At 73.3% G+C, this 25,811-nt stretch carries 19 protein-coding genes, 1 pseudogene and 1 riboswitch; of the genes and pseudogenes, 6 read left to right on the top strand and 14 right to left on the bottom strand.

Features of this window, described 5'->3' with window-relative positions; translation table 11 throughout:
- Positions 1-75 precede the first annotated feature (75 nt).
- Together ACZ5NW_RS20470 and ACZ5NW_RS20465 are read left to right on the top strand one after the other, a co-directional pair.
- Positions 76-1,932 carry a cellulase family glycosylhydrolase gene (locus ACZ5NW_RS20470; protein WP_468745272.1) on the top strand — a complete coding sequence of 619 codons (1,857 nt, stop codon included), beginning with the start codon at positions 76-78 and terminating at the stop codon, positions 1,930-1,932.
- 53 nt (positions 1,933-1,985) lie between these two features.
- Positions 1,986-2,369 (top strand): hypothetical protein, encoded by a 384-nt coding sequence (locus ACZ5NW_RS20465; RefSeq protein ID WP_468745635.1) that lies wholly within the window; start codon positions 1,986-1,988, stop codon positions 2,367-2,369.
- On the opposite strand, the gene ACZ5NW_RS20460 is transcribed toward ACZ5NW_RS20465, so the two are convergent.
- Complete coding sequence (locus ACZ5NW_RS20460) at positions 2,355-3,605, bottom strand: YncE family protein (protein ID WP_468745271.1); 1,251 nt, start codon at positions 3,603-3,605, stop codon at positions 2,355-2,357. The genes ACZ5NW_RS20465 and ACZ5NW_RS20460 overlap by 15 nt on opposite strands.
- A gap of 165 nt (positions 3,606-3,770) precedes the next feature.
- On the opposite strand from ACZ5NW_RS20460, the gene ACZ5NW_RS20455 reads away from it, so the two are divergent.
- The gene (locus ACZ5NW_RS20455) at positions 3,771-4,430 is read left to right on the top strand and encodes a TetR/AcrR family transcriptional regulator (protein WP_468745270.1); all 660 of its coding nucleotides are present in this window, start codon (positions 3,771-3,773) and stop codon (positions 4,428-4,430) included.
- A gap of 83 nt (positions 4,431-4,513) precedes the next feature.
- Here the strand turns inward: ACZ5NW_RS20455 and ACZ5NW_RS20450 are convergent, their stop codons facing one another.
- The 3 genes from ACZ5NW_RS20450 to ACZ5NW_RS20440 all read right to left on the bottom strand — a co-directional run bounded on the left by ACZ5NW_RS20450 (position 4,514) and on the right by ACZ5NW_RS20440 (position 7,240).
- Positions 4,514-5,731 carry a glycosyltransferase gene (locus tag ACZ5NW_RS20450; RefSeq protein ID WP_468745634.1) on the bottom strand — a complete coding sequence of 406 codons (1,218 nt, stop codon included), beginning with the start codon at positions 5,729-5,731 and terminating at the stop codon, positions 4,514-4,516.
- Positions 5,732-5,854: 123 nt separating this feature from the next.
- Positions 5,855-6,703 carry a bifunctional 5,10-methylenetetrahydrofolate dehydrogenase/5,10-methenyltetrahydrofolate cyclohydrolase gene (locus tag ACZ5NW_RS20445; protein WP_468745269.1) on the bottom strand — a complete coding sequence of 283 codons (849 nt, stop codon included), beginning with the start codon at positions 6,701-6,703 and terminating at the stop codon, positions 5,855-5,857.
- A gap of 23 nt (positions 6,704-6,726) precedes the next feature.
- A riboswitch (ZMP/ZTP riboswitch) is annotated at positions 6,727-6,812 on the bottom strand.
- Positions 6,813-6,880: 68 nt separating this feature from the next.
- Positions 6,881-7,240: a nuclear transport factor 2 family protein gene (locus ACZ5NW_RS20440; protein WP_468745268.1), complete on the bottom strand. Its 360-nt coding sequence runs from the start codon at positions 7,238-7,240 to the stop codon at positions 6,881-6,883.
- A 172-nt stretch (positions 7,241-7,412) separates the two neighbouring features.
- Here ACZ5NW_RS20440 and ACZ5NW_RS20435 point away from each other — a divergent pair, with 172 nt between their 5' ends.
- The gene (locus ACZ5NW_RS20435; protein WP_468745267.1) at positions 7,413-7,712 is read left to right on the top strand and encodes a hypothetical protein; all 300 of its coding nucleotides are present in this window, start codon (positions 7,413-7,415) and stop codon (positions 7,710-7,712) included.
- 120 nt (positions 7,713-7,832) lie between these two features.
- Here ACZ5NW_RS20435 and ACZ5NW_RS20430 read toward each other — a convergent pair whose 3' ends face one another.
- From ACZ5NW_RS20430 to ACZ5NW_RS20385, 10 genes and pseudogenes are all read right to left on the bottom strand, one after another.
- A complete protein-coding gene (locus tag ACZ5NW_RS20430) occupies positions 7,833-9,008 on the bottom strand; it encodes a type III PLP-dependent enzyme (RefSeq protein WP_468745266.1) in 1,176 nt (391 codons plus the stop codon).
- Positions 9,005-10,729 carry an IucA/IucC family protein gene (locus ACZ5NW_RS20425; protein ID WP_468745265.1) on the bottom strand — a complete coding sequence of 575 codons (1,725 nt, stop codon included), beginning with the start codon at positions 10,727-10,729 and terminating at the stop codon, positions 9,005-9,007. The genes ACZ5NW_RS20430 and ACZ5NW_RS20425 overlap by 4 nt, the downstream gene beginning before the upstream one ends.
- On the bottom strand, positions 10,729-11,922 hold the full coding sequence (locus ACZ5NW_RS20420; protein WP_468745264.1) for an MFS transporter: 1,194 nt from the start codon (positions 11,920-11,922) through the stop codon (positions 10,729-10,731). The genes ACZ5NW_RS20425 and ACZ5NW_RS20420 overlap by 1 nt, the downstream gene beginning before the upstream one ends.
- Positions 11,919-13,571: an IucA/IucC family protein gene (locus tag ACZ5NW_RS20415; protein ID WP_468745263.1), complete on the bottom strand. Its 1,653-nt coding sequence runs from the start codon at positions 13,569-13,571 to the stop codon at positions 11,919-11,921. The genes ACZ5NW_RS20420 and ACZ5NW_RS20415 overlap by 4 nt, the downstream gene beginning before the upstream one ends.
- The gene (locus ACZ5NW_RS20410; RefSeq protein WP_468745262.1) at positions 13,568-14,740 is read right to left on the bottom strand and encodes an ATP-grasp domain-containing protein; all 1,173 of its coding nucleotides are present in this window, start codon (positions 14,738-14,740) and stop codon (positions 13,568-13,570) included. Before ACZ5NW_RS20410 ends, ACZ5NW_RS20415 begins: the two co-directional genes overlap by 4 nt.
- Before the next feature lie 113 nt (positions 14,741-14,853).
- On the bottom strand, positions 14,854-15,864 hold the full coding sequence (locus ACZ5NW_RS20405; RefSeq protein WP_468745261.1) for an ABC transporter substrate-binding protein: 1,011 nt from the start codon (positions 15,862-15,864) through the stop codon (positions 14,854-14,856).
- A 45-nt stretch (positions 15,865-15,909) separates the two neighbouring features.
- A complete protein-coding gene (locus ACZ5NW_RS20400) occupies positions 15,910-16,725 on the bottom strand; it encodes an ABC transporter ATP-binding protein (RefSeq protein WP_468745260.1) in 816 nt (271 codons plus the stop codon).
- 38 nt (positions 16,726-16,763) lie between these two features.
- On the bottom strand, positions 16,764-17,813 hold the full coding sequence (locus ACZ5NW_RS20395; protein ID WP_468745259.1) for a FecCD family ABC transporter permease: 1,050 nt from the start codon (positions 17,811-17,813) through the stop codon (positions 16,764-16,766).
- The gene (locus ACZ5NW_RS20390) at positions 17,810-18,802 is read right to left on the bottom strand and encodes a FecCD family ABC transporter permease (protein ID WP_468745633.1); all 993 of its coding nucleotides are present in this window, start codon (positions 18,800-18,802) and stop codon (positions 17,810-17,812) included. The genes ACZ5NW_RS20395 and ACZ5NW_RS20390 overlap by 4 nt, the downstream gene beginning before the upstream one ends.
- Positions 18,803-18,928: 126 nt before the next feature.
- Positions 18,929-20,646 (bottom strand): annotated as a pseudogene (locus tag ACZ5NW_RS20385) (ABC transporter ATP-binding protein).
- Between the two features lie 198 nt (positions 20,647-20,844).
- Here ACZ5NW_RS20385 and ACZ5NW_RS20380 point away from each other — a divergent pair.
- Positions 20,845-21,168, top strand: coding sequence for a trypco2 family protein (locus ACZ5NW_RS20380; RefSeq protein ID WP_468745258.1), 324 nt, complete (start codon positions 20,845-20,847; stop codon positions 21,166-21,168).
- 24 nt (positions 21,169-21,192) lie between these two features.
- Positions 21,193-25,755 (top strand): trypsin-like peptidase domain-containing protein, encoded by a 4,563-nt coding sequence (locus tag ACZ5NW_RS20375; RefSeq protein WP_468745257.1) that lies wholly within the window; start codon positions 21,193-21,195, stop codon positions 25,753-25,755.
- Positions 25,756-25,811: the final 56 nt, after the last annotated feature.

Here is a 25,811-nt window from a genome sequence, read left to right as displayed (position 1 = left end):
TGCTGACTGATGGTCAACTTACTCTGGGGTCAGAAGGTATTGACGTTGTCCGGACATCCCCGGACTGTAGGGGACATGCCGAATATTCGGGCACGTCTGCTCGCCGCGCTGGTCGTCCTCAGCGGATTCCTGGCGGTGGCGGGCTCCCCGTCCGCCACCGCCGCCCCCCTCCCCGACTCCCTCTGGTTCGACGGCACGGCGCTCACCGTGTCGAACGGCCGCTTCGTCGACGCCACCGGCCGCGAGGTCGTGCTGCGCGGCTACAACGTCTCCGGCGAGACCAAAATGGAGGAGAACGGCGGCCTGCCCTTCGCCTCGGTCGCCGACGCCGCGAAGTCGGCGAAGGCCCTGCGCGCCCTCGGCGGCGGCAACGCCGTCCGCTTCCTGCTCTCCTGGGCCCACGCCGAACCGGCCCGCGGCCAGGTCGACACCGCCTATCTGGCCGCCGCCACCGACCAGATGCGCGCCTTCCTCGACGCCGGCATCCGCGTCTTCCCCGACTTCCACCAGGACCTCTACTCCCGGTACCTGTTCGACGCCGACAGCTGGTACACCGGCGACGGCGCCCCCCAGTGGGCCGTGGATCTGGGCGGTTACCCCGACGAGTCCTGCGGCATCTGCCTGTTCTGGGGCCAGAACATCACCCAGAACGGCGCGGTCACCGCCGCCCAGCACGACTTCTGGCACAACGCCCACGGCCTCCAGGACGCCTTCCTGGCCACGGCCCAGACGACCATGACGTACCTCCGACAGCACCTGAGCGCCGAGGAGTTCGCGGGGGTGGTCGGCATCGACCCCTTCAACGAGCCGTACGCCGGGACCTACGACTCCGGTCAGAACAGCAGGACATGGGAGCGCGATCTGCTCTGGCCGTTCTATGCGAGGTTCCGCGCCAGGATGGACGCGGCCGGCTGGCAGGACAAGCCCGCGCTGGTCGAGCCGAACCTCTTCTGGAACTCCAACATCTCCAGCCAGAAGCAGGAGGGCGGACTCCTCGACGCGGGCACCCTCGGCTCCCGCTACGCCCTCAACACCCACTTCTACGACCAGAAGGCCATCTCCGGGATCCTGATGTGGGGCAACGCGGGGGACGGCCAGTACGTCGGCGACTTCGGCGCCGTGCGCGACCGGGCCGCGGCGGCCGGGACGGCGGCTCTGGTCAGCGAGTTCGGGCACCCGCTGGCGGGCACGGTCGCCGGCAAGGCGCCCACCGTCCTGAAGGCGATGTACCAGGCCCTCGACTCCCGCGTGAAGGGCGCGAACTGGTGGTCGCAGGCGGCGGGCAGCGGGCCCGTTCTCTCGGGCACGCAGTGGCAGTGGGACCTCTACAACGGCCGTCACCACGAGAAGATGAACGGCAACCCCGGCAAGGTCCTCACCTCCGGCGACGCCTGGAACGACGAGGACCTGTCCGCCGTACGCCTCGACGACTCCGGCACGGTGACACTCCGTCAGGACGCCCGGCTCCTGGACCGCCTCTACCCGAGCGGCACGTCCGGGACGACGCTCGCCTTCACCTACGAGGACCGCTCCCGCGACGGTTCCACGACCCTGACCTGGAACCCGGTGCCCGGCTCCCTGCCCAACGTGGCGCAGCTGGTCGGCTCCGGCCAGTACGGGCTGCTCGTCTGGCGCTCGGGCGCCGCCACGGCACCCACCGAGCTCCATCTCCCCGCGTCCTTCGCCGGCTCGGGGACGACGGTGGTCTCCGACCTCGGCACGGCGTACGCGCCGCCGTCGTACACCGCCGCCACCCCGATCGGCGTCGCCCCCGAACCCGGCGGCACGGGCAGCCGCAGGCTGCTGCTCACCGACACGGACACCGGCGTCACGCACTACGCGCTGGTGACGAACGGGGCGACGGCTCCCTCGGCGGCCCTGCTCGCCGCGGCCCGCGCCGAACTGGCGTCCTGGACGGCGGGACGGTTCTGAGGGGCGCGCCGTAGGATCGGCCGCCGGTGACCGACAGCCTGGGGGAGACGACCGTGGAACGACCCGACGACCGCCGCGCATCCGTCCTGCGCTTCAGCACGGAACTCGTCGCGTGGGTGGCCACGCCCTGGGCGCTCGCCGGGCACTCATGGGTGCTCGCCGTGCTGTCGGTGGTCGTCCTGATCGGGTTGCCGACCGTCTTCTCCACCCCCGGGGACAAGGCCCAGGTGATCGTGGCGGTCCCGGGGGCGGTGACGATCCTGCTCGTGCTGCTCCAGCTCGTCGCGGCCGTGGTCTCCTCGTGGGTGGCCTGGCCCGCGTTGGCGGCGGTCGCGGTGTCCCTGCTGGCCGCCGCCACGCTCGTCACGGAACGTGGGCGGTGGCGGTGGCTGCTCTCGCGCCACCGGTCCACCGCCCGTGCGTCACTGGGCGGGTGACGTCCAGTCCGTCGCGACGTGCCCGAGCCGGACGCGCTGGGGATGGTCGCCCACCGGGACCGAGACGACCTTCTTGCCGGTGGCGAAGTCGATGGCCGTGACCTGGTCGGCACCGCTCTCGGAGATCACACAGTCCTTGCCGTCGCCGCTGACCGTGGCCCAGTACGGCTTGGAGGCGGTGACCAGCGGGCCCTCCTGGAGCGTGGCGCGGTCGACGATCGTCGCGTAGTCGTCCATGGTGCCGGCGACGCACAGCTTGCTGCCGTCCGGCTTCATCGACAGGCCGTGGTGGCGCGAGTCGTTGACCATGGTGGTGCGGTCGTCGTTGGTCGCCGGATTCTTCGGCAGCGTCTTGGTGCGGATGATCGTGTCGGTGGCGAGGTCGTACTCGAAGAAGCCGTTGAAGAACGACACCTGGAAGTACAGCTTGGACTCGTCCGGCGAGAAGACGGCCGGGCGCACCGCGTCCGAGTAGTCCTTGAGGCCGATGGCGTCCAGCTTGGGACGCATGTCGATGGTCCTGACCTGCTGGAAGGTGGACGCGTCGACGACGGTGATGTGCCGGTCGCCCTTGGTCCAGTCGAGCCAGGGGGCGTCCAGAGCGGTGTTCACGTCACCGATCGCCATGTTGTAGATGTACTTGCCGTCCCTGGTGAAGATGTTCTCGTGCGGCTTGTCGCCGGTGCTGAACTTGCCGAGCTGCTTGCCGGTGGTGATGTCCAGGACGTGCACGGTGTTCGCGGTCGACGCGGAGACGGCGACCTTGGTCCCGTCCGGTGAGACGGCCATGTGGTCGGAGCGGTAACCCGCCACGGGGAAGCGCCAGTTGATCTTCCCGGTGGCGAGGTCGAGGGAGACCACGTCGGCGAAGCTCGGCCGGGAGACCACCACGGACGAGCCGTCGGGGGTGGAGTACATGTCGTCGGCGAACTGGTCGTGGCCCTCGCCGACGCCGTTGCGGATCGCCGTGAAGTAGATCCACTTGATCGGGTCGGCGTTGATCTCCGCCATCCGCGCGTCCTTGTCCGGGATCACGTTGATACGGCCGATCTTCGCGAAGTCCCCGGTCGACTTGATGACGTCCGCGGTGCCGTCCCAGTTGTTGCCGACGAACAGCACCTCGCGCAGGGCGGTGGCGTCGGGGGCGGCGGTGGCGGTGGTCGCCGCGGGGACGACGGCGGTCAGGACGAGGGCGGCGGCAACGGAGCAGAGGTGCCGGCGTCTGAAGGCAGCCATGATGCTCCCTCCTCTGGGAGTGGTGGCGGGTGCGGGTGTCGAAATCTGAACACGGCCGCGTTCAGAGTTACTTACTGGAAAGTAAGGAAGGGGTGGCCTTCGCCACAAGACTGCGGACACGACAAAATCGAGCCAGGGGGCGACGAGTGGGACGAGGGAGGGCGCGTGGCGGGCAGGCTCAGGGGGCCGACCGGCCGTTACGCCGGGAAGTCCGCCGAGGAGCGACAGGCCGAACGGCGCCGGAGATTCCTGGACGCGGCACTCCGGTTGTTCGGCGACGACCCCGGCTACCGCTCCACGACGGTCGCGGCGCTCAGCGAGGCGGCGGGCCTGTCGACGCGTCAGTTCTACGAGGAGTTCCGCACCCTTGAGGACGTCCTGGCCGCGCTCCACCTCCAGGTCAACGACTGGGCTGAGGAGGCCGTCCTGAACGCCTTCGCCGCCGCCCGGCACCTTCCGCTCGCCGAGCGCGTCACCGCGATCTTCCGCGCCTACGCCGGGAACGTCACCGCGGACCCGCGGCGCATCCGCATCACCTTCGTGGAGATCATCGGCGTCAGCGCCCGCCTGGAGGAGCAGCGCCTGGCCCGCCGCGCCCGCTGGGTCGACCTGATCTGCGCCGAGGCCGACGCGGCCGCCGCCCGAGGCGAGGCCGCCCCGCGCGACTACCGGCTGGCGGCGACGGCGTTCATCGGCAGCGTGAACGGACTGCTGCACGACTGGAGCGCCGGATGGGTCGACGCGACCCTCGACGAGGCGGTGGACGAACTCGTCCGCCAACTCCTGGGAATCCTGCGACCGGAGGGGTGGAGGCGGGGAGGCTGAGGGGCTGAGAGGGGGGTGGCGGGAGGCTGATTGAGGGGGGCGGGGCGGTCGACGCGGGGTGTCGGGGGCCGGCCGGCGTTCGTTCAGCCGCGTCCGTGGGCCACGTCCGCCACCGCCCGTACCACTGGTGCCACCCCGTCCTCCGCCCGCACCCGCGCCCCGAGTTCCCGTGCGCGCCTACCGAACTCCGGCTCGCCGGTGGCGCGTACGAGGGCCTCAGCCAGGGTGTCGGCCGTCAGTCGGCGCAGCGGGAGCGTGCAGGGGGCCACGCCCAGGGAGACCAGGCGGCCCGCCCAGAAGCCCTCGTCGAACTGGATCGGCACCGGCACCGCCGGAACCCCGGCCCGCAGCCCCGCCGCCGTGGTGCCCGCCCCGCAGTGGTGGACCACGGCCGCCATCCGAGGGAAGAGCAGCGCGTGCGGAATCTCGTCCACGGTCAGCAGATCGTCGCCGTCCGCCGCGAGCCCGGCCCAGCCGCGCTGGATCACCCCGCGCAGCCCGACCTTGCGTAGTGCCCGGACGATCTCCCCGCTCAGCCGCTCCGGCTCGGGCACGGTCGCGCTGCCCAGCCCCACGAACACCGGCGGCGGCCCGGCGTCCAGGAAGTCCCGCAGCTCGGCGGGTAGTTGGGCGGGGCCGTCGTACGGCCACCAGTAGCCGGTGATCCGCAGTCCCGCGGGCCAGTCGCGGGGGCGGGGGACGACCAAGGGGCTGAAACCGTTGAGCACCGGCGCCTCCCCGCCCCGGGGCCGCCCTCGCCCCCGCCCGACCCGGGCCCGCACTTCCGGCACGGCGGGTGCGAAGACCCGCTCCACCGCCCACTGCACGCTCCGCCCCGCGAGCCGGTTGGCGAGGGCGCCGTAGGAGCCGCCGCCGAGCATCGGCGGGGCGAACTCCCTGGTGGGAGCGATGGGTTGAAGGTGCAGTTCGAGGCTCGGCAGGTCCAGTCCCGCGGCGACGGCGTGGCCGAGGGGCGCCAGGGAGGCGGACAGCAGCAGCAGGTCGCTGGCGCGGGCGGCGGTCACCAGGTCGTCGGTCATCCGCCCGACCAGCTCCCGGGCCATCGCGACCACCCGCACCATCTTGCCCGCGCCGGACCCGCTGCGGTGCAGTGCGCGACCGCGCGGGCCTTCCAGCTCCGCTCGTGGATCGACCGGCAGGGGATGGAAGGCCACGCCCGAGCCGGCCACCAGGGGTTCGAAGCGGCCGTGGGTCACCAGGGTGACCTCGTGGCCCGCGCTGACCAGGCCATGGCCCAGCCCGGTGAAGGGGGCCACATCGCCCCGGGATCCGGCCGTCATGATCGCGACTCGCACAGCGCACATTATGGTCGCGCGGCACCGGGTTCCGGGTGGCACCCCGATGGTGCTGTGGACGTGCAACGCCCAGGCCAACCAGAAATGGACCGTCGCGTGAGCCGGTTTCTAGACGCCCAGCTGGCGGGCGGCGGCGGTCACGGTCTGTTCCAGCAGCGTGGCGATGGTCATCGGGCCGACGCCGCCCGGCACCGGTGTGATGAGGGAGGCCCGCTCGACCGCCGAGTCGAAGTCGACATCACCGACGTTGCCCGCGTTGTAGCCGGCGTCGATCACGACCGCGCCCGGCTTGATGTCCTGCCCCTTGATCAGCCGGGGCCGGCCGACCGCGGCGACCACGATGTCCGCCTCCCGCACCGCCGCCGACAGATCGCTCGTACGCGAGTGGCAGTACGTCACCGTGGCGTCCCGGGCGAGCAGCAGCATGCCGGCCGGCTTGCCCAGGATGGCGCTGCGGCCCACGACCACCGCGCGCTTGCCGGCCGGGTCCACGCCGTATTCGTCGAGCAGCCGCATGATGCCGCCCGGTGTACAGGAGACGAAGCCCGGCAGGCCGAAGCTCATCGTCGCGAACGACGCGAACGTGACGCCGTCGACGTCCTTCTCCGGGGCGATCGCCTCGAACGCGGCCCGCTCGTCGATGTGCGCGCCCATCGGGTGCTGGAGCAGGATGCCGTGCACGGTCGGGTCGGCGGACAGCGCGCGCAGCGTGTCGACCAGCTCCTCGGTCGTGGTGGCGGCGGGCAGCTCCACGTGCCGTGAGCCGATGCCGGCCTTGCGGCAGCGGTTCTGCTTCATCCGGACGTAGGTGACGGAGGCGGGGTCCTCACCCACCAGCACCGTCGCCAGACAGGGTGTCGTACCGGTGCGTGCGGTCAGATCGGCCGCCTTCTTCGCGGTCTCCTCGACGATGCGGCGGGCGAGCGCGGTGCCGTCCATGATCCTGGCTTGCGACATGATCCACTCCTGGGCTGATCGGTCGGTCTCGCCCAGGCGCACGGCATGTCATGTCGTCGGAACCGCTCCCCGGTGGTGCTCCACCTCAGCGCCAGTCACGGCCCGGGAACACCATAACCGCAGGCGCACGGCCCGGTGCGGCCGGGGGCCGGTCCGGGCCGTGGGGGGCCGGTGCTCCTACTCGTCCCATGCCTGGATCATGATCTGTTCGGCGATCTTGCCGTCACGTAGTGTGATCATCGACTCGGAGAGGACCCGCACGCCGTCCGCGTACTCGCAGGACTCGCTGTAGGCGGCGTTGTCGCCCTGGATGACGCACCGTTCCATCTTGTGCGTCATGTCGCGGCTGTAGACGTCGTCCAGCATCTGGGCGATCTCGGTCCGGCCGTGCAGCACCTTCGGATGGCTCGGCTGGGTGTTGTGGTCGATGATGCGGAGCTCCGCGTCATCCGTGTAGAGCGACAGAAGATTGTTGCCGGTGTTTCCCTCCAGAGCGCGGCGCAGGGTTTCGGTGTCGAAGCTTGTGGCGGTTCCCATGCTGACCTCCCGAGAGGGCCGCGGACCGCGCGGAGAGGGGAGCCGCGAGACCCTCACTTAGAGGCTCCCCCGCACCGCCCCGGTCGGCAAGCGCAGCCGGACGGATCCGCCTGTCGGGTGAGCGCGGGCCATCAGCCGTGTCCAGGGACCCTCCCGCGGCGTTGCGCCAGGCATGATCTCCACTCGACGCCTCCTCGCCGCCGCCTGTCTCGCCGCCGGGGTCACCGGCCTCGCCGCACCGATGGCGAGCGCGACCGACGCACAGGACGCGGGACAGCTCAACCCGATGACCACGCTCGACTCGCTCGCCACGAGCGACATCCCCGCCGAGCAGCAGGCCGGCATGCCGAAGGTCTCCCGCCAGCTGGCCGAGCTGAACAAGGTGAGCGAGCTGAACAAGCTCAACGAGCTGCACCAGGTCACCGACCTCGTCGCCCCCGTCACCGGCCTGCTCCCCGCCGTCCAGGGCTGATGCCGCACCCTCCGTCAGGGGCCGCCCGCACCGATCGGGCGGCCCCTCGCGCTGTCCGTCGCCGTGGAGGAAACGATCAGCCGCCGTGGAGGAAACCGTCAGCCGCCGTCGAGGCAGCTTTCACTCGCCGTCGAGGAAGTGGAAGCCCGGTCGCGGGTGCATCAGGAACGCGTGATGGGAGATGTTCCACGCGTACGCCCCGGCCAGCCGGAACGCCACCCGGTCCCCGGCCCGCAGCCCGCGCGCGGGCACCCGGCGCGCCAATACGTCCTTCGGGGTGCACAGCTGGCCGGCCAGCGTGACCCGGTCACCCTCCGTGACCGGCCTCGGCCACGGATGCGGCCAGGACTCCACGGGAAGCACCTCGCAGGGCTGGTCGTGCCCCTTGGCCGCCGGTGTCCGCAGATGGTGGGTGCCGCCCCGGACGACGGCGAACTCCTCACCGTGCCCGCGCTTCACGTCCAGCACCTCCGTGACGTACCAGCCGCAGTACGCCGTCAGCGCCCGCCCCGGCTCGATGCGCAGGGTCAGCCCCGGGTGCCCCTCGGTGAGGCGGGCCAGCCCCTTGCCGTACGCGGCCCAGTCGAAGCGCTCCTCGGGGTGCCCGTAGTCGACGGCCATGCCGCCGCCCACCGTGACCTCCGCGAGCGGCACGCCGAGAGCCGTGGCCCACTCCACGATCCGCTCCGCGACGGCCAGTTGGTCGGCCGCCTGGAGTCCGCTCGCCAGGTGGGCGTGGACCCCGTGGAGTTCGAGAGCCGGGTACGCCCCGTCGGCGAGCGCCCGGATCAGCGGCTCGGCCTGGGAGGGATCCATGCCGAACGGCGTCGGACGCCCGCCCATCGTCAAGTGGCTGCCCGTCAACAGCTGCTCGGGCAGCGGGAGGTTGACCCTCGGCAGCACCTTGATCCGCCGCCGTGGGCCCGCCGAAGCGGCCAGCATCCGTGCCTCGTGCGCGCTCTCGACGTGGAAGCGCTCGACCCCCAGCTCCAGCGCCGCCGCCAGCTCGTCCGGGGTCTTGCCGGGTCCCCCGAACGCCAGCGGTCGGCCCGGCATCAGCCGTGCCACATGGGCGAGTTCGCCTCCCGAGGCGACCTCGTAGCCATCGACGTAGGGGCCGAGCGCGGCCAGGATCTCCGGCTCCGGGTTGGCCTTGGCCGCGTAGTACAGCTCGACCCGCTCCGGCAGGGCGGCCCGCACGGCGGCGGCGTGCGCCCGCAGGTCGGCCATGTCGTAGACGTAGGCGGGGAGTTCGGTGCTCGGCAGGGAGCGGGCGAGTGCGTGGACCGGGTTCATCGGGCGCTCTCCGTCGTGTCGCGCAGGATGCCCGCGGCGAGCGGGGAGGGCAGGCGGACGTAGTCCGCGTCCCGGTCCGCCCTGCGTTCCCAGCGGGTGAGCAGATTCGCCTTGGCCGGCAGCGGGACCCCGGCGAGCAGGGCCGCGAGGCGGGGCGGACAGCCGTGCCGGTCGGCGTACGAGGACACCTCGTCCCGCACCCGGGCCCACAGGGCGGCCTCCAGGCCCGGGCGCAGATCGGCGAGGACGGCGAGCAGTTCGGCGACGTGGTTGACGAGCAGGCAGTACACGACCCGGTCCCAGCCGCGCTGTGCGTCGTAGGTCATCGGGCCGGACACCTCCGGCGGCAGCGCCGCCAGCGTACGGGTGTGGCGCTCCGGCAGGAGCTTGGTGCCCTCCAGGTCGCGGAAGAGCACCTGGGCGGGCCGGCCGCCGTCGTCCACGCAGATCAGCACGTTCTGCAGATGCGGCTCCAGGACCACGCCGTGGTCGAAGTAGGCGGCCAGCACCGGGGGCACGAGCAGGGCCAGGTAGGCCGACCACCAGTCGAGGAGCGTGTCCCGGTCCGTGCCGGGGAGCAGGCGGGTGAGGTGGGCGGGGCCGGAGGGGAACTCGTCGGCGACCGCGGCGGCCAGCAGGGGAGTGGTCCCGGGCGCGAGGCGCCGCGGCAGGCCCTCGCGGACGATGACGCCGAAGCCCTCCAGCAGGGACCGGTCCGCGGTGCCGTCGGGGCCGGGCAGGGCGAGCGTCCGATAGGCGGGCTCGCGCAGGACCGCGGCACCGGGGAAGCGCGCGGCCAGGTCGGCGAGGGCCCCGGACAGCGCCCGGGTCAGCGCGACCGCGCCGGTCAGCTCGTAACTGGCGTTCTTGCGCACGCAGTTGGTGATGCGCACGTTCAGGGAGAACTTCAGGAAGGTCTGCCCGTCGTAGAGCGTGCGCACCGACGCCGTGGCCGCGAAGGGGTGTCCGCCCGGGCCGAGGTCGACGATCTCGCCGCGCTCCAGGGCCGCGCGCAGCAGCGGGTGCTCGCGCAGCGCCGCGTACTGCCAGGGGTGGACGGGCAGCAGGCGGAACCCGGCGGGGACGTCCGGGCGCAGCCCGTCCAGCGCGGCTGTCGCCCACGGGTCCGCGCACTCCTCGGCGATCAGACGCGGACGGACCGCGAGATGCCGCAGCGGGAACGACGCCCCCGTCTCCGGCGCGTACCGGGCCCAGTCGCGCGGGTCGCCGGTGCGGGCCTTGGGCGTGGGATGGAAGCGGTGACCGAACAGCAGCGACCGCTCGGAGGCGAGATAGGCGTCCCGGGGCCCGGCGTCCCGCTCCACGGCACCAAGCGCGGCGGCCACGGCGTCGTGGCTGGAGGCCACCTGCTCCAGGAACTCCTCGTTGCGTACGCCGGTCCGCAGGGTCAGCTCGTCGTGGACGTACTCGGCGAGGCGCCGCCAGTCCAGCGCGGACCAGCCGTCCTCGCGTCGCTCGCTCACCGGGCCGGTGAAGCGGTGGGCCCCCAGGAGCGACGTGCGGCGCAGGGCGACGCGGAGCAGGACCCCGCGGCGCGGCAGGCGCAGCAGCAGATGGCGGTCGGCGACGACGGTCTGGTGCTCGGGCCCGGACACCTCGCGCAGCAGACAGTTCAGCAGGGTGTGGGCCACCGCGTCGGCGGCGGTGGGCAGGCCGGCCCGGGTGGCGGTGCTCCCGGACTCGGAGGTCAGCGACGGCATCAGCGGCTCCAGCGGGTGCGCGGTGAGGTCAGAAGGGTCGTGAGGGCGGCGACGGCGGCGGCCGCGCCGCCGGTCAGCACGGGGGCGGCCGGCCCGAAGCGGGCGCTGCCCGCGGCCGCGGCCAGGCCGGCGGCGACCGCGCCGGCCTTGGAGAAGAACTCCAGCGAGCCGAACAGCCCGCCGGGCTCCCGGCCCCGGGCGCAGTCGGCGGCCAGCACCGACAGGCACACCAGGCCGAGCGTGAGTCCGGCGCCGAGCAGCAGCCGCATCCCGATCAGCACGGGCAGGGAGGCGGCCACGCCGTGCCCGGCCAGGCCGAGGGCGATACAGACGAAGCCCAGCACGAGCCCCGTGCGCGGCCGGTCGTGGAAGGCGGAGTGCACGGCGAGCGCCGACACCAGATAGCACAGGTGTGGCAGCGCGAACAGCACGCCGGACAGCGTCGGCGAGGTTCCCGGCAACCGGTCGTCGACGAGGGCGATCAGATAGGGGAAGGAGATGACGGTGGAGAACACGAAGGCGAACTCCAGGGCGTACAGGGCCCGGAGGGGAACGGCCGGCGGGGTGGCCGCGAGCCGCGCCGCCGGTGCTCCGGCGTCCTGGGCCCGGCGCGGCGGCTCCGGCAGGGCGGCCAGCAGCAGGGCCGCCGTGAGCGGGAGCACGGCGAGCAGGGCGTACTGGCGGTGCGGCGAGAGCACGCCCGACAGCGTGCCGACCACGATCGGCGCCGCGACGAGCGCCGCCCGCGCGCTGCCCTGCATCAGGGTGAGCGCCCGCGACAGCGCCGGACCCTCCAGGGCGGCGCCCAGATAGCCGTTGGACGCGGCGAACGTGCCGCCCAGGACACCCTGCAGCACCAGGGCCAGCGTGAAGGTGGCCAGCGAGTCCGCCCAGCCCGCCAGCAGGAAGGACAGGGTGAGGCCCAACTGGGCGCGCAGCAGCAGCCGTTTGCGTCCGAAGCGGTCGGCGAGCCGCCCCCACAACGGGGCGCCCAGTGCGCCGAACACGGTCGGCACGACGTACAGCACCCCCGCCCAGCGGGCGCCGCGGTCCCCCAGCTCCGGCAGGATCTCGGTGAGATAGGGCGGTAGCCCCAGCGCCGCGAAGGAGGCCACGAAGTAGCAGCCCGCCACGGCGTGGACCTGGGACCGGCCCAGGGCCGGACGTGGCACGGGCAGCGCCCCGGCGCTCATGAGCGGCTCCGCAGATAGTTCGGTCCGGTGGTGTAGTGCTTGTTGACGTCGGCGGCGCCCGAGCGCTCCTTCGACAGCAGGGTCCCGGCGGTGACCATCGCCTTCACCGGCAGGCGCGGTGCGTCGAGCACCCGGGCCCGCAGGACGGCCCCCGCCTCGCCGCCCAGCCGCTCGACGGCCTCGGTCAGCCGGTCCCGCACGAGGTCCAGTGCCGCCCGGCGAAGGGGCCGGGGCAGACCGAACGCGAAGGCGCCGGCGCACAGATGGACGGTGATGGTGGCGAACACGTCGGCGACCGGCCCGTCGCCGTCGGTGAACGTCCGCGTGTCGTCGAAGCCCCAGGGCGCTCCGGGCAGCACGGCGGAGAGTCGCTCGGGGTTGACGCGCGGCCCGTCGTTGTCCTTGAACAGCAGCCGCGTCCGGCCGCCGGGGCTCAGCACCAGCGACACGTTCTGCTGATGCGACTCCAGCGCGACGCCGTACCCGAACAGGGTGGTCTGCCAGTCGAGGAGCGGGGTCAGGAAGGCGTCCAGGAGGGCGAGCGGGTCCCCGCCGTGGAAGCGGTCGGCGAGATGGTCCAGCACGGTGCGTCCGCCCGGCGCCTCGGCGAGGAGCGCGGCGAGCGGCACCACGACGCTGTCGTCGAGGCCGGCCGGGTAGCGGCGGCAGAGCACCGCGAGCCGTTCGTCGCCGGCGTGGGCGTACGTCGTCTCGTCCGCGAGCAGGACGGTGTCCCGGAAGCGGGGCTCACGGGCGACGACGGCCTCGATCAGCCGCTGTCCGGCCGCGCCGTCGACGAGCGTGCCCGGCTTGATGGACCGCTTGTTGCGCAGGCCCAACGTCGAGGTGGGCAGCGGGAGTTTCAGATGCAGAGCGGGCTCGTCGACCACGGCCACGGTGCGCATGGAGAGGGTCGGGACGACGTCCGCACGGGCGTCGTCGACGAGCACTCCCTCGCCGGTCAGCGGGTGGACGGGGAGGGCGAGGTGGCTGTGCTCCAGGCCGGGCAGGCCCAGCGCGGCGGGCGTCGGCCAGAAGTCCGGAAGCGGCCCGGTGACGGTGACCTCCTCCCGGGGCAGCGCCAGCCAGCGCAGCGTGAAGCGGGGATGGAACTCGGGGGCGTAGGAACGCAGTTGGTCCTCGGTGAGCCCCGAGCGGCCGCGCGCCGTCGGGTAGACGGGGTGGTCGCGGCGTGCCGCGAGCGCGTCGAAGGCCAGGGCGGCGCCGAGGCCGGTCCAGTGCGCCGGGTCGGGGCCGTACCGGTCCGCCAGGCCGCCCAGGACGTCGGTCCGTGTCCCGGCGTGCAGCCGCATCGTCGCCAGCGTCTGCCGGCACTCCTCGGCGAACGCGTCGAAGCCGCCCCGGTCCTCGGGCTCCGCGAGGTCCCGCAGGGCGCCGAGGATCGCCGTGTACGACGTCAGCTCGACGCCGTCGGTCCGGCGCAGCAGCGGGAGCCGTGCGGCGTGCTCGCACTGGAAGCCTTCCGGCCGGACGGGCAGGAGCAGCGGGGGCAGGCGCAGCCAGGGGCCGTCCGGCAGGTCGACGCGTTCGCTGCGGCTGCGCAGCCCGGCCACGTCCTCGCGCAGCAGGGCGCTCAGCACCCGCAGCACCAGCTCCGCCTCGCAGGTGTCGGTGGTGGCGGTCGTCACGGCCGGATCTCCCAGCGCAGCCCGGCCAGGTACGCGGCGGACACCCGGTCGACCGTCGCCTGATCGGTGCCGGTGGCGCGCAGGACGCCCAGATAGTCGCGGTTGGTGCGGTACAGCCCGTGCCGCTCGCCCGGGGAACGCAGCGGACGGTACGTCAGATGCACGCCGTCGACGGTGAGTTCCGCGGCCTCGGGGGCGCGGGTGAGCGTCCCGGCCCGGTCGGCGCACGGATAGTCCAGGCGTGCCGCGCCGCCGCGGCGGGCGGCCAGCTCCGCCGGGAGCGGCTCACCCAGGTGGACGCGGAGGATGTGCTCGAAGAGCGGGAGGTCCAGCAGACGGGCGAGCAGCAGGTCGCACTGGTCTCCGATGGCCCGGTAGTTGACCTCGATGATCCTGGCGCGCCCCTTGTGCACCACGAACTCCGTGTGACAGGCGCCGAATCCGACGCCGAGCGCGTCGAGCTGGGCCAGCACCTGGGCGACGACCGGCTCCGGGTGCGCGGGGACGAAGGTGAGACGCTCCTCGATGAAGTACGGGGGCGGCGACAGCTCGGTGTGGAAGCCGCCCAGGACGTGCCGGAGGCGGCCGTCGCCGAGGGTCTCCAGGGTGTACAGCTCGCCGGGCAGGTACTCCTCGACGACGAGGGCGGCTCCGGGGCGCCGGTCCAGGATCTCCTTGGACCGGGTCACCAGTTCCTCGGGCCCGTCGACGAGGACGACGTCCTCGCTGGCCACGCCCTCGCGCGGCTTGAGGACACAGGGGTAGGGGGCGTCCAGCGGCGCGGGTTCGGTGAGTTCGGCGGACCAGACGGTGTCCGCGCCGGAGGCGGCGAGCCGGCGGCGCATCTCGGCCTTGTCCTTGCACCGCAGAGCCGCCCGCCAGTCCTTGCGGGGCAGCCCGAAGTAGGCGGCGGCCAGCGCGGCCTGGGTCTGGAGGTGATCGCTGTTGGTGAAGACGGCGTCGGGCCGGTGATGCGCCGAGATCACACCGACGACGGCCCGGAAGTCCCGGACGTCGCACTCCAGCACCTCGACGCCGGCCTGGATGTCCCGATGGGCGTCGGCCCGATCGGTGAGCAGGGTGACCTCCAGCCCGAGCCGCAGGGCGGCGGGCAGAAAGCCTTCGGTGACGGAGTCGGTGGGGTTCAGGGCAAGCAGATAGAGCCGCATGGGTGGGGGGTCACCTTCCGCTAGCGGTGGAGAGGAGAGCGGGCCCGCGCCCCGAAAGGGGCGCGGGGAACTGCGCGACAAGCCCCAACGGACCCGCAGACGCAAGACGACAGCTACTTCACCGGAGCAACACCCATGGCCTCGGCCACGTCCTTGAGCATCTGCTCAGCCGCCTGCACCCCGATCCCGGACATCCACGTCTCGTCCGGCACGTTGAACACCTTGCCGCTCTTCACGGCGGGCAGGTCCTTCCAGACCGGGTTGGTGGTGACCTGCTTCTGCTGGGTCTTGTCCGGCGTATCGGCCGTCGTGACGAAGATCAGATCCGCGTCGGCCTGATCGATCTGCTCCGGGCTGACGTCCCTCATCGTCACCTTGGGATCGGTGGAGACCTGCGAGGCGGGCCGCTTGAGCCCGATGTCGTTCAGGACGACACCGCTGTAGGAGTTGGACTGGTACAGCCGGGTCGGGCCGGCGACGAAGCGGACCACGGACACCGTGGGCAGGGTGCCGTTCTTCTTCTTGATGGCCGCCCCGAGCGCGGCCGCCTGCCCCTCGAACTCCTTGAGCTTGGCCGCGGCCTCGCTCTCCAGCCCGAGGGCCTGCGCGTGGACCTTCAGGTTGTCCTTCCAGACCCCGCCGGTGGTCTCGGTGAACACCGTGGGCGCGATCGCGCTGAGCTTGTCGTAGATCTTCTCGTGCCGGACCTTGGAGGACAGGATCAGGTCGGGCTTGAGCGAGGCGATCTTCTCCAGATTGGGCTCCAGGAGCGGCCCGACGTCCTCGGTCCCGCTCAACTCGCCCTTCAGGTACGTCGGGAAACCGCCCTCGGTCTTGAAGTGCGGGGCGACCGCGCCGACCGGGTCGATGCCGAGCAGGGTGACGTCGTCGAGCTCGCCGGTGTCGAGGACGACGACCCGCTGGGGCCGTGCGGGGATCTTCACGTCGCCCATGGCGGTCCGCACGGTGCGCGGGAAGCCGGCCGACGCGGCGGCGGGCTGCGCGGCGGAGGAGTCGTCGGAGGCGGAGCCGCCGCAGCCGGCCAGCACGGTCGTGCCGAGGACGACGGCGAGCGGTACGGCCAGGATCCGGCCGAATCCGCGCAGGGGAGAGCGCTTGAACATGGGGGGTGGTCTTTCTGTTCGGGCCCGTGGGGTACGGGTGGGTGGTCAGGCGCGGGTGGCGGAGTGCCGTACCGCGCTGCTTCGCGGAACGACCAGCGGGGTGCCGGTCTCCGGGTCGGGGACGACCCGGCAGTCCACGTCGAACACGGACTTGACCAGCTCCGCGTCGAGGACGTCGGCGGGGGCGCCGGCGGCGGCGAGGCGGCCGTCCTTGAGGACCACCATGTGGTCCGCGTAGCGGGCGGCCTGTCCGAGGTCGTGCAGCACCATCACGACGGTGCGGCCCGCCTCGGCGTGCAGGGCGGCGACCAGGTCGAGCACATCGAGCTGGTGGCGCAGGTCCAGGAAGGTGGTCGGCTCGTCGAGCAGCAGCAGGTCGGTGTCCTGGGCCAACGCCAAGGCGATCCAGGCCCGTTGGCGCTGGCCGCCGGAGAGCCGGTCCACGGGCTGGTCGCGCAGCGCCGCGGTGCCGGTGCGCCGCAGGGCGTCCTCCACCGCGCGCTGGTCGTCGGCCGACCAGGGGCTCAGCAGCCGCTGATGCGGGTAGCGGCCGAGCCGGACCAGCGCCTCGACGGTGATGGCCTCGGGGGTGACGGGCTGTTGCGGCAGCAGGCCCAGACGACGGGCGAGCGTCCGGGCGGGCATCCGGTGGATGTCGACGCCGTCGAGGGTGACCGCGCCCGCCGCCGGGGTGAGCAGTCGACTCAGACCGCGCAGCAGGGTCGACTTCCCGCAGGCGTTGGGGCCGACGATCGCGGTGACGGCGCCGCCCGGCAGGGTGAGGTCCAGCCCGTCGACGACGAGCCGGTCGCCGTAGCGCAGATCGAGTCCCTGGGCGGTCAGTCGGTTGGCGGGGCTCATGTGCGGCGGCTCCTGGGCGGGTACGGGAGGCGGAGTGGTCATGCGGGGCCCTGCCGCACGGGCGAGGTGTGACGCAGCATCAGCATCAGCAGCCAGGGCGCGCCGAGGGTGGCGGTGACCGCTCCGACGGGCAGGCCCTCCACCGGCAGCAGGTGTTGCACCACCAGGTCGGAGGCGAGCAGCAGCACCGCCCCGGTGAGGCCGGCGAGCGCCACGGAGGCGGCGGTGGGCGGTCCGGTGAGCAGCCGTACGAGGTGCGGCACGGCGAGTGCCACGAAGGTGACCGGGCCGGCGAGGGCGGCGGCCAGCGAGGCCAGCACGACGGCGATGACGAGGAGATGGAGGCGGGCCCGGGCGGTGTGCAGGCCCAGGGCGCCCGCCGACTCGTCCCCGAGGTCGAGCACGGCCAGCCGCCGGTGCAGGGCGAGCGCGACGGCCAGCGCGAGCACCATGGCGCCGCTCGCTCCCCACACCTCCGTCCACGTCCGCCCGTAGACCGAACCGGTGGTCCACTGCAGGGCGGAGCCGGCGAGTTCGGCCGGGAAGCGCACGATCATCAGGTTCACGGCGGCGGCGAGTCCGGCCTGAACGGCGAGTCCGGTGAGGACCAGCCGGGTGACGCTCGCGCCGGACCCCTGGCCGAACACGCCGAGCAGCAGCGCGGCGAGCAGGCCGCCGCCCAGCGCGCCGAGTGGGATGAGCGTCTGTGCGGCACCGGCGGCGATCAGCGCGACGGCGCCCAGCGACGCCCCGCCTGTCACGCCCATGACATCCGGAGAGGCCAGGGGGTTGCGGAACAGCCGCTGGAGCACCCCGCCCGCCGCGCCGAGACCCGCCCCGGCGACGATCGCCGCCACGGCGCGGGGTGCCCGGAACTGCTGGACGACCAGGACGTTCCCGGAGTCCCCGAGGCCCACCAGCGCGCGCAGCGCGGTCGTCGCCGACATCGGTATCTCACCCGTCGTCAGGGACACGGTGAGCAGGGCGAGGAGGGCGGCCGAACCGGTCGCCGCGAACAGCAGGACGCGGCGGCGCGACCGGCTGCGGGACGGGGCGGTCGTAGCGGCGGAGAGGGTGAGGCCGGTCATCGGGCCACCTTCCGGGCCAGCAGGGCCAGCAGGGGGGCGCCCAGGAAGGCGGTCACGATGCCCACCTCCAGCTCGGACGGCCGGATCACGACCCGGCCGAGCACATCGGCCGAGAGCAGCAGCAGCGGGCCCGCGATCAGACAGCCCGGGACCAGCAGGCGGTGGTCGCCGCCGAGCAGGGGCCGTACGAGATGGGGCGCGGCGAGTCCGATGAAGGCGACCGGCCCGGCGACCGCCACCGCGGAACCGGCGAGCAGCACCACCGCGATGCCGCCCGCCAGCCGGATCCCGTTCACCGGCACGCCGAGCGCCTGGGCCGCGTCGTCGCCCAGGGCAAGGGTGTTGAGGGCGGGGGAGACGGCGAGGGCGAGGACGAGGCCGAGCAGCAGGGCGGGCAGCACCGGATACAGCGTGTCCAGGGGGCGTTCCGCGAGGGATCCGGCGAGCCAGAAGCGGGCCTCGTCCAGGGTGCGCTGGTCGAGCAGCATCACGGCCCAGGTCCAGGACAGCAGCACGAGTTGCAGGACCGTGCCGCCGAGTCCCAGCCGTACCGGGTCGAGGTCCCCGGCGCGCCGGGCGAGGGCCAGGGCGAACAGTGCCGCACCGGCCGCTCCGGCGAAGGCGAACCAGACGTACTCGCCGGGGCTGTCGAGCTTCAGCGCGTAGATCGCGACGACCACCGCGAACCCCGCGCCCGCGTTGACGCCGAGCGTGGTGGGGGAGGCGAGCGGGTTGCGGGTGACGCCCTGGGCGATCGCACCCGCGACGCCGAGCGCTGCGCCGACCGCCAGGCCGATGACCGTGCGTGGCAGGCGCAGCCCGGTCACCACGAGGGCCTCGCGGCCGTGGGCGTGGCCGAACAGGGCGTCGGCCACTGTGGACAGGGGTACGGAGCGGGCGCCGAGCGCGAGGCTCGACGCGGTGCAGAGCAGCAGTGCTCCGAGGCCGAGGACGAACAAGGACGTGTGCCGAAGGGCACGGGAGGGCACACCTGTGGGGAGTGCGCCCCGTTGGGTCGCAGTCACGAGGTGTGAGCTTAGGTTAGCCTTGCTTTACTTTTCAACCGCCTGTGTGAACTCCGTGACGATCACCCTTCGCCCTGTGCGGAAGCGAACTCAGTCCACCTCCGCCAGGAACTGCGTCGCGGCCAGCTCCGCGTACAGCGGGTCGGCGGCGACCAGTTCGCGATGCGTGCCCACCGCCCGGACCCGGCCCGCGTCCATGACGACGATCCGGTCCGCGGTCGTCACCGTCGACAGCCGGTGCGCCACGACCAGCACCGTGGTCGAACGCGCAGCGCCGCCTCGTTCACCGCGTCCAGCTGCGAGGTCGCCTCGTCCAGCAGGAGCAGACGCGGGCGGCGCAACAGGGCGCGGGCGATCGCCACCCGCTGCCGCTCACCCCCGGACAGCTTGGTCCCGCGATGCCCGACCAGCGTGTCCAAGCCCCGGGGCAGCCGGTCCGCCAGCCCGTCCAGGCGGGTCGTCTTCAGCACCCGCCGCACGGTGTCCTCGTCGGCCTCCGGGTTGCCCAGGAGCACATTGTCGCGCAGCGAGCCCGACAGCACCGGCGCGTCCTGCTCCACATACCCGATGGCGGACCGCAGCCGGGGCAGCTCCCACTCCGTCAGGTCGCGTCCGTCCAGGGCGATCACGCCGGACTCCGGGTCGTAGAACCGCTCGATGAGCGAGAACACCGTCGTCTTGCCCGCGCCCGACGGGCCGACGAACGCGGTCATGCCCCGCGGCGGCACCGAGAACGTCACCCCGTGGTGCACATACGGCAGATCCTCGGCGTACCGGAACCGCACGTCGGTGAAGGAGAGCGAAGCCGGCTCGGCCTCCGCCGACGGCAACGGGGCGGGCCGCGCCGCCGGTTCGGCCGGCAGCCGCAGCGCCTCCTGGATCCGGGTCAGGGCGGCCGCACCCGTCTGGTACTGCGTGATCGCGCCGACGACCTGCTGGATCGGCGACATCAGATAGAAGACGTAGAGCAGGAACGCCACCAGGGTGCCGATGTCGATCGCGTCCGTCGCCACCCGCGCCCCGCCCACCGCGAGCACCGTGATGAAGGCGCACTGCATCGCCAGCCCCGCCGTATTGCCCGCGGCCGCCGACCACTTGGCCGCACTCACGCTCTGCCGCCACGACTCCTCGGCCGCCGCGTGCAGAGTGGCCTCCTCCCGGTGCTCCGCCCCCGACGCCTTCACCGTGCGCAGCGCCCCCAACACCCGCTCCAGCGCGGCCCCCATGACACCGACCGCGTCCTGCGCCCGCCGGCTCGCCCGGTTGATGCGCGGCACGATCACCCCGAGCACGGTCCCCGCGCCCACCACCACGGCCAGCGTCACCCCCAGCAGCACGGCGTCCACCAGGCCCATCATCACCAGCGTCGCGACCAGCGTGAGCCCGCCCGTGCCCAGGCCCACCAGCGAGTCGACGGTGACCTCCCGCAGCAGCGTCGTGTCGGAGGTGATCCGGGCCATCAGATCGCCCGGCTCGCTGCGGTCCACGGCCGCGATCCGCAGCCGCAGCAGATACGACGACAGCGAACGCCGCGCCCCCAGGACCACGGACTCCGCGGTGCGCCGCAGCACGTACGAACCCAGCGCCCCCAGCGCCGCGTTGGTCACCACCAGCGCCGACATGCCCAGCAGCGCCCCGGTGATCGCCCGGTCGTGCGACAGGTCGTCGATCAGGCCCTTGGCCACCAGCGGCAGCAGCAGCGCGGTCGCCCCGGTGACCAGGGACAGCAGCGCGCCCAGCGCCAGCGCCCCGCGGTGCGGACGGATGTAGTCCAGCAGCAGCCGCCACGGGGCCGCATCGCTCTCCACCTCTTCGAAACCGCTCACGGGGCTCCTCGCGTGTCGTCCGGAGCCCCAGGCTACGTCGGCGCCACCGGCCGCCCACCGATGGGGAGTTGGCGCACACGGGAGACGCGCGCACCCGAAAGGGGCCGCTTCGCACAACCGGGTGCGCCGTTGTTCCGCAGGGCGCACAATAGCGACGAAGCCGACATCCAGAGGAGTCCGATGAAGGAGCTCGGCCCGGTCGGGCTGTCCGACGCGATCGAGGCGCTGCGCGCCGAACTGGAGAACGCCGGACGAGCCGGCGAGGGCCGCCCCGTCCGCTTCGACGTGGCCGAGGTGACCGTGACGCTGGAGGCGGTCGCCGGCCGGGACCGCGACGCCTCGGGGCGCGTCCAGTGGTGGGTGCTCAACGCCGGCGGCGGCACCCGCTCCACCCGCACCAGAACCCAGACCCTCACCCTCCGGCTGGTGCCGCGGAGCGAGGGCCGGGACGGCACCACCGGCCCCCTCCGGGTGACCGGCGTCCAGAGCGAACCGGGCGACTAGCCCACCAGGGCCTACGGGGGCACGATGGGATCACTGTGGGACGACCGGCTGGCGGAGGTCTGGGGGCCGCCCGGACGGTCCGGATCCGGCGTGGTGTTCGGCACCCGGGGCGTCCTCACCGCCCGCCATGTCGTGACCGGACCCCACGGCGGCGTCCTGGCACGGGTCGTGCGGCGCGCCCAGCGGCGGGTCGGCCCCTGGGTGCCGATGCGGATCGTCTGGGAGGACGAGGCATGGGACCTGGCCCTGCTGACCGTCCAGGACGGCGACGGCAGCGAACGCAACTGGCTCGTGCCCTCCTCCGACCCTCCGGTGGTCGTCCGCCTCGGCGGCCGCGCCGAACCCGGCTGCGAGGCCCTGGGCTTCCCGGACCAGGAGACGCACCGCGTCACGGACGGCGGATCCGAACGCGTCGTACGGCAGACCGAACAGGTCAGCGGGACCCTGCTGCCCGGCGGCCAGGCCAAGGCACCCGTGGCACAGGGGCGGACCCTGCCCCGCGCATGGCTGCCGCTCGACGCCGACAGCTCCACCGCCGCCGCACCGGAGGGCTGGGGAGGCATGTCCGGCGCCGGAGTCGTCCTGGCCGACGGCCGGCTCGCCGCGGTCGTCGTCGCCGCGGACCGCGCCCACCAGCAGCGGCGGCTGTACTGCGTGCCGCTCGCCGAGGTCCTCGACGCCGAACCCGCCCTGCGCACCGCACTGCGGCGGGTCGCCGGCGCCCCCGTGCACGCCACCGCACGGCACGCGGCCGCCCTGCGCCGGGCCCTGTCCACCGCCTGCCTCGGACCCGACGGGATGCCCCTGCGCCTCGGCGAGGACATCGACCTCGGCGCGTTCGGCGTGAAGAGCGTCGACCTGCCCGGCGAACCGCCGTACCTGCGCTACGTCTCCCGGGACGGCGACGCCGAACTGCGCACGGCGCTGGCCGACGCCGCGCGCACCCACCGCATGCTGCTGCTGGTCGGCAAGTCCGGTGCGGGCAAGAGCCGTTCCGCGGCCGAGGCGGCCCGCGGCCGCTTCCCGACCCACCGGCTGCTGCGCCCCGTCGAGGGACGGCTGGCCGAGACCACCGAACTGCCCCTCGACGACATCGGGCCCTCCCTCGTCTGGCTGGACGACGTCGAGCGCTACCAGATCGGCGGGCTGCGCGAGATGCTGCGCCGCCTCCTCGCCGCCGGCGCCGTCGTGGTCGGCACCATCCGCTCCGACGAACTCGCCGCGCTCACCGAGTCCAACAACCCGGTGGGCGAGGCCCTCACCGACCGGGCCCTGGTCCGCCAGCTCGTCTGGCGGCGCGAGTGGTCCGACCCCGAACGGCGCCGCGTGCCGCAGCGGGTGGCCCACCCCGCCCTGCGGCAGGCCGTCGCCCTGCGGGTCGCCCTGGGCGTCTGGTGCGTGGCCGGACCCCAGCTGATCCAGCGCTCCCTCCAGACCGAGCCCGACGACTACCCCTGCCGGGGGCACCTGCTGCGCGTCGTGCTCGACTGGTACCGCACCGGCCTGACCACGCCCATCCCGCGCGCCGTCGCCCACGACCTCGTCCAACGGGCCTATCTGGACAGGCCCGCCGAGGACGACGAACTCGACGAGGCGCTGACCTGGGCGCTCACCCCCGTCGCCGTCGGCGGCCGACGCAGCGCGCACAGCCTGCTGATGGCGGACCCCGAGGCCGACACGCTCACCGTCAACGACTACGTACAGGACTTCGACACCCGCAACGCGCCGCCCCCGGTGCCCGGCCCGACCTGGACGGCGGCCCTCGAAGCGGCGGCGGACGACCACGACCTGCTGTCGGCGATCGGGTGGCGCGCCGCCGCCCTCGGGGAACGGGACGTGGTCCGCCGGGCCTTCGAGACCCCGGCCCACGCGGGGGACGCCGAGAGCATGGGGCTGTACGGCCTCTTCGCCGACGACCCCGAGGAGACCATGCGGTGGATGCGGCGGGCCGCGGACACCGGCGACTCCTACGCGCTGCGCAACTACGGCGCGTTCCTCGCGTCGGACGATCCCGCCGAGGCGCGCGTCTGGTTCGAGCGCGCCGTCGAGGCCGGCAACGACGGGGCGATGCTCGACCTGGCCCGGCTTCTGGAGGACGACGACCCCGAGGCGTCCCATGCGTGGTACCGCCGCGCGGCCGAGGCCGGCGACGACGAGGCCAGGACCGGACTCGGGGCCCGGCTGTACGAGCAGGAGCCCGAGGAGGCCACCGAGCTGTTCCGGCAGGCCGCCGCCGCGGGGAACCTCGCGGCCATGAACAACCTCGGCCTCATGCTCGCCGACCGGGACCCGGCGGAGGCCGAGCGCTGGTTCCGCAGGGCGTCGGAAGCGGGCTACGAGGAGGCGATGCGCAACCTGGGCGCCGTCCTGGCGGACCGGGGCGAGCACGAGGAGGCCGTGGAGTGGCTGCAGAGCGCCGCCGACGCGGGACAGACGGGGGCGATGCGTTCCCTCGGCATCGAGCTGTCCGAACAGGGGCTGACGCACGGCGCCCGCTACTGGTGGCTGCGCGCCGTCGAGGCGGGGAACACCGATGCCCTGCTGAACCTGGCGATCCTCGCCCACCAGGGCGGCGACATGGACGGCTACCAGTACTGGCTCGAACGAGGAGTCGAGGCAGGGGAGGCCATCTGCGCGTTCACCCTGGGCCATCTGCACAGCCGGCGCGGTGACCCGGAAGCCGCGCGTCCGCTGCTCGAACAAGCGGCTCGCGCCGGATTGGCCGAGGCCATGACGGAGCTGGGCCTGCTGGCCGAGGACGCCACCGAGGCCCGTACCTGGTGGTGCCGTGCCGCCGACGCGGGCGACGAGGACGCGATGTACGAACTGGGGTGCCGCAGCGCCGCCGACGGCGACCCGGCGGCGGCCCGCGCGTGGTGGAGCCGGGCCGTCGAGGCCGGCCACAGCAAGGCGCGGGGCGCGCTCGGAGCGGCCCTCGCGGAGGAGGACCGGGACGCCGCCGAACAGCTGCTGCGGGCCGCCTCGGAGGCGGGCGACCCGGAGGCCATGGCGGCCCTGGCCGGTCTGCCGGGAGTCGACCCGGCCGAGGCGCAGGAGTGGCGGCGACGGGCGGACCTCTACACGGCCACCATGATCGGACTGATGGAAAGGGACGCCGACCCGGATCCCGTGCGGCAGGCCCTTCTCGCGGCGGTCCGTGACTGGGCGCGGACCGGCATGACCCGGGGCGTGCCCGACACCGTGGCCTTCGACCTGGTGAACCGCGCCTACCTGCCGGACCCCGTCCCCACCGGGCGGCTGGAGGAGGCGCTCGCCTGGGCGCTGACGCCGATGCGGGTCGAGGGCCGCCCGACGCGGGCCTCCCTGGTGCACGTCGACGAGGACGACGGCGGGCTGAAGGCCGTCGTCATCGACGACGGCCGCACCCCGGACCCCGTCCCGGCCCCGGTGTGGGAAGCCGTCCTGACGGCGCTCGCCGACGACGCCGAGAACCGTTCGTCCGTCGGCTGGCAGGCCATGGAGGACGCCCAGTACGACATCGCGCGGCGGGCGCTCGAACCCCTGGCGCACGCCGGGGAACCGGAGGCCATGGGACTGTACGGCCTGCTCATCGGCACGCTCAAGGAGCCGGGGGACCCCGAGGCGCCGGACATGTGGTTCGAACGGGCCGCCCGGACCCGGGACGTCTACGGCATGCTGAACCACGGGATACGGCTCGCCCAGCTGGGCCGCGATCCGGACGGCGCCCGGTACTGGCTGCGGGAGGCCGCCGAGGCGGGCAACGCCGTGGCCATGAGCAGCCTGGGCTCCCTGCTCATGGAGGACGCTCCGGACGAGGCCCGGCGATGGCTGCGCGCGGCTGCCGACGCGGGCGACACCGACGCGATGAACACCCTGGGGCTGCTGGCGGACGAGGAGGACCCGGAAGCGGCCCGCGCCTGGTACCGCCGGGCCGCCTACGCCGGCCACGACGCCGCGATGAACAACTTCGCCCTGATGCTCCACGACCAGGACCCGGAGGGCGCCCGGATCTGGTTCCGGATGTCCGCCGAGGCCGGCTGGAGCGAGGGGATGCGCAATCTCGCGATCACCCTGCTGGAGGAGGATCCCGTCGAGGCCCGGAACTGGCTGGAGCGCGCCGCGTCCCAGGGCAACGCGACGGCCCTCTACAACCTCGGCGTGTTCGTCATGGACGACGACCCGGAGGCCGCCGCCGGATACTGGCGGCGGGCCGCGGAACTCGGCGACCCGGACGCGATGAACAACCTCGCGATCCAGCTGGAGGCCGAGGGGGACGACGACGCGGCGCGGGACCTCCTGGAGCGCGCCGCGTCGACCGGGAACCCCAACGCCATGAACACACTCGGCGTGCTCCTCGGCCGGCTCGGCCACGACGAGGAGGCCCGCCGGTGGTGGGAGGAGGCGGCGGAACGGGGCGAGGCCAACGCGATGTACAACCTCGGTCACCTGCTCTACGAACAGGAGGACGCCGACGGCGCCCGGGCCTGGTGGGAGCAGGCGGCCGCGGAGGGGAGCACCGAGGCGATGACGGGCCTGGCGGTCCTGCTGGAGACGGACGAGCCGGAGACCGCCCGGGCCTGGCAGGAGAAGGCCGAGCAGGGCTGACGACCCTCACGGGCGACCGGAGAGACGGCTCTCACGGGCGACCGGGAACACGCACA

Source organism: Streptomyces sp. NPDC032126 (assembly GCF_055580085.1).
This window is presented reverse-complemented; position numbering and strand designations above follow the sequence as displayed.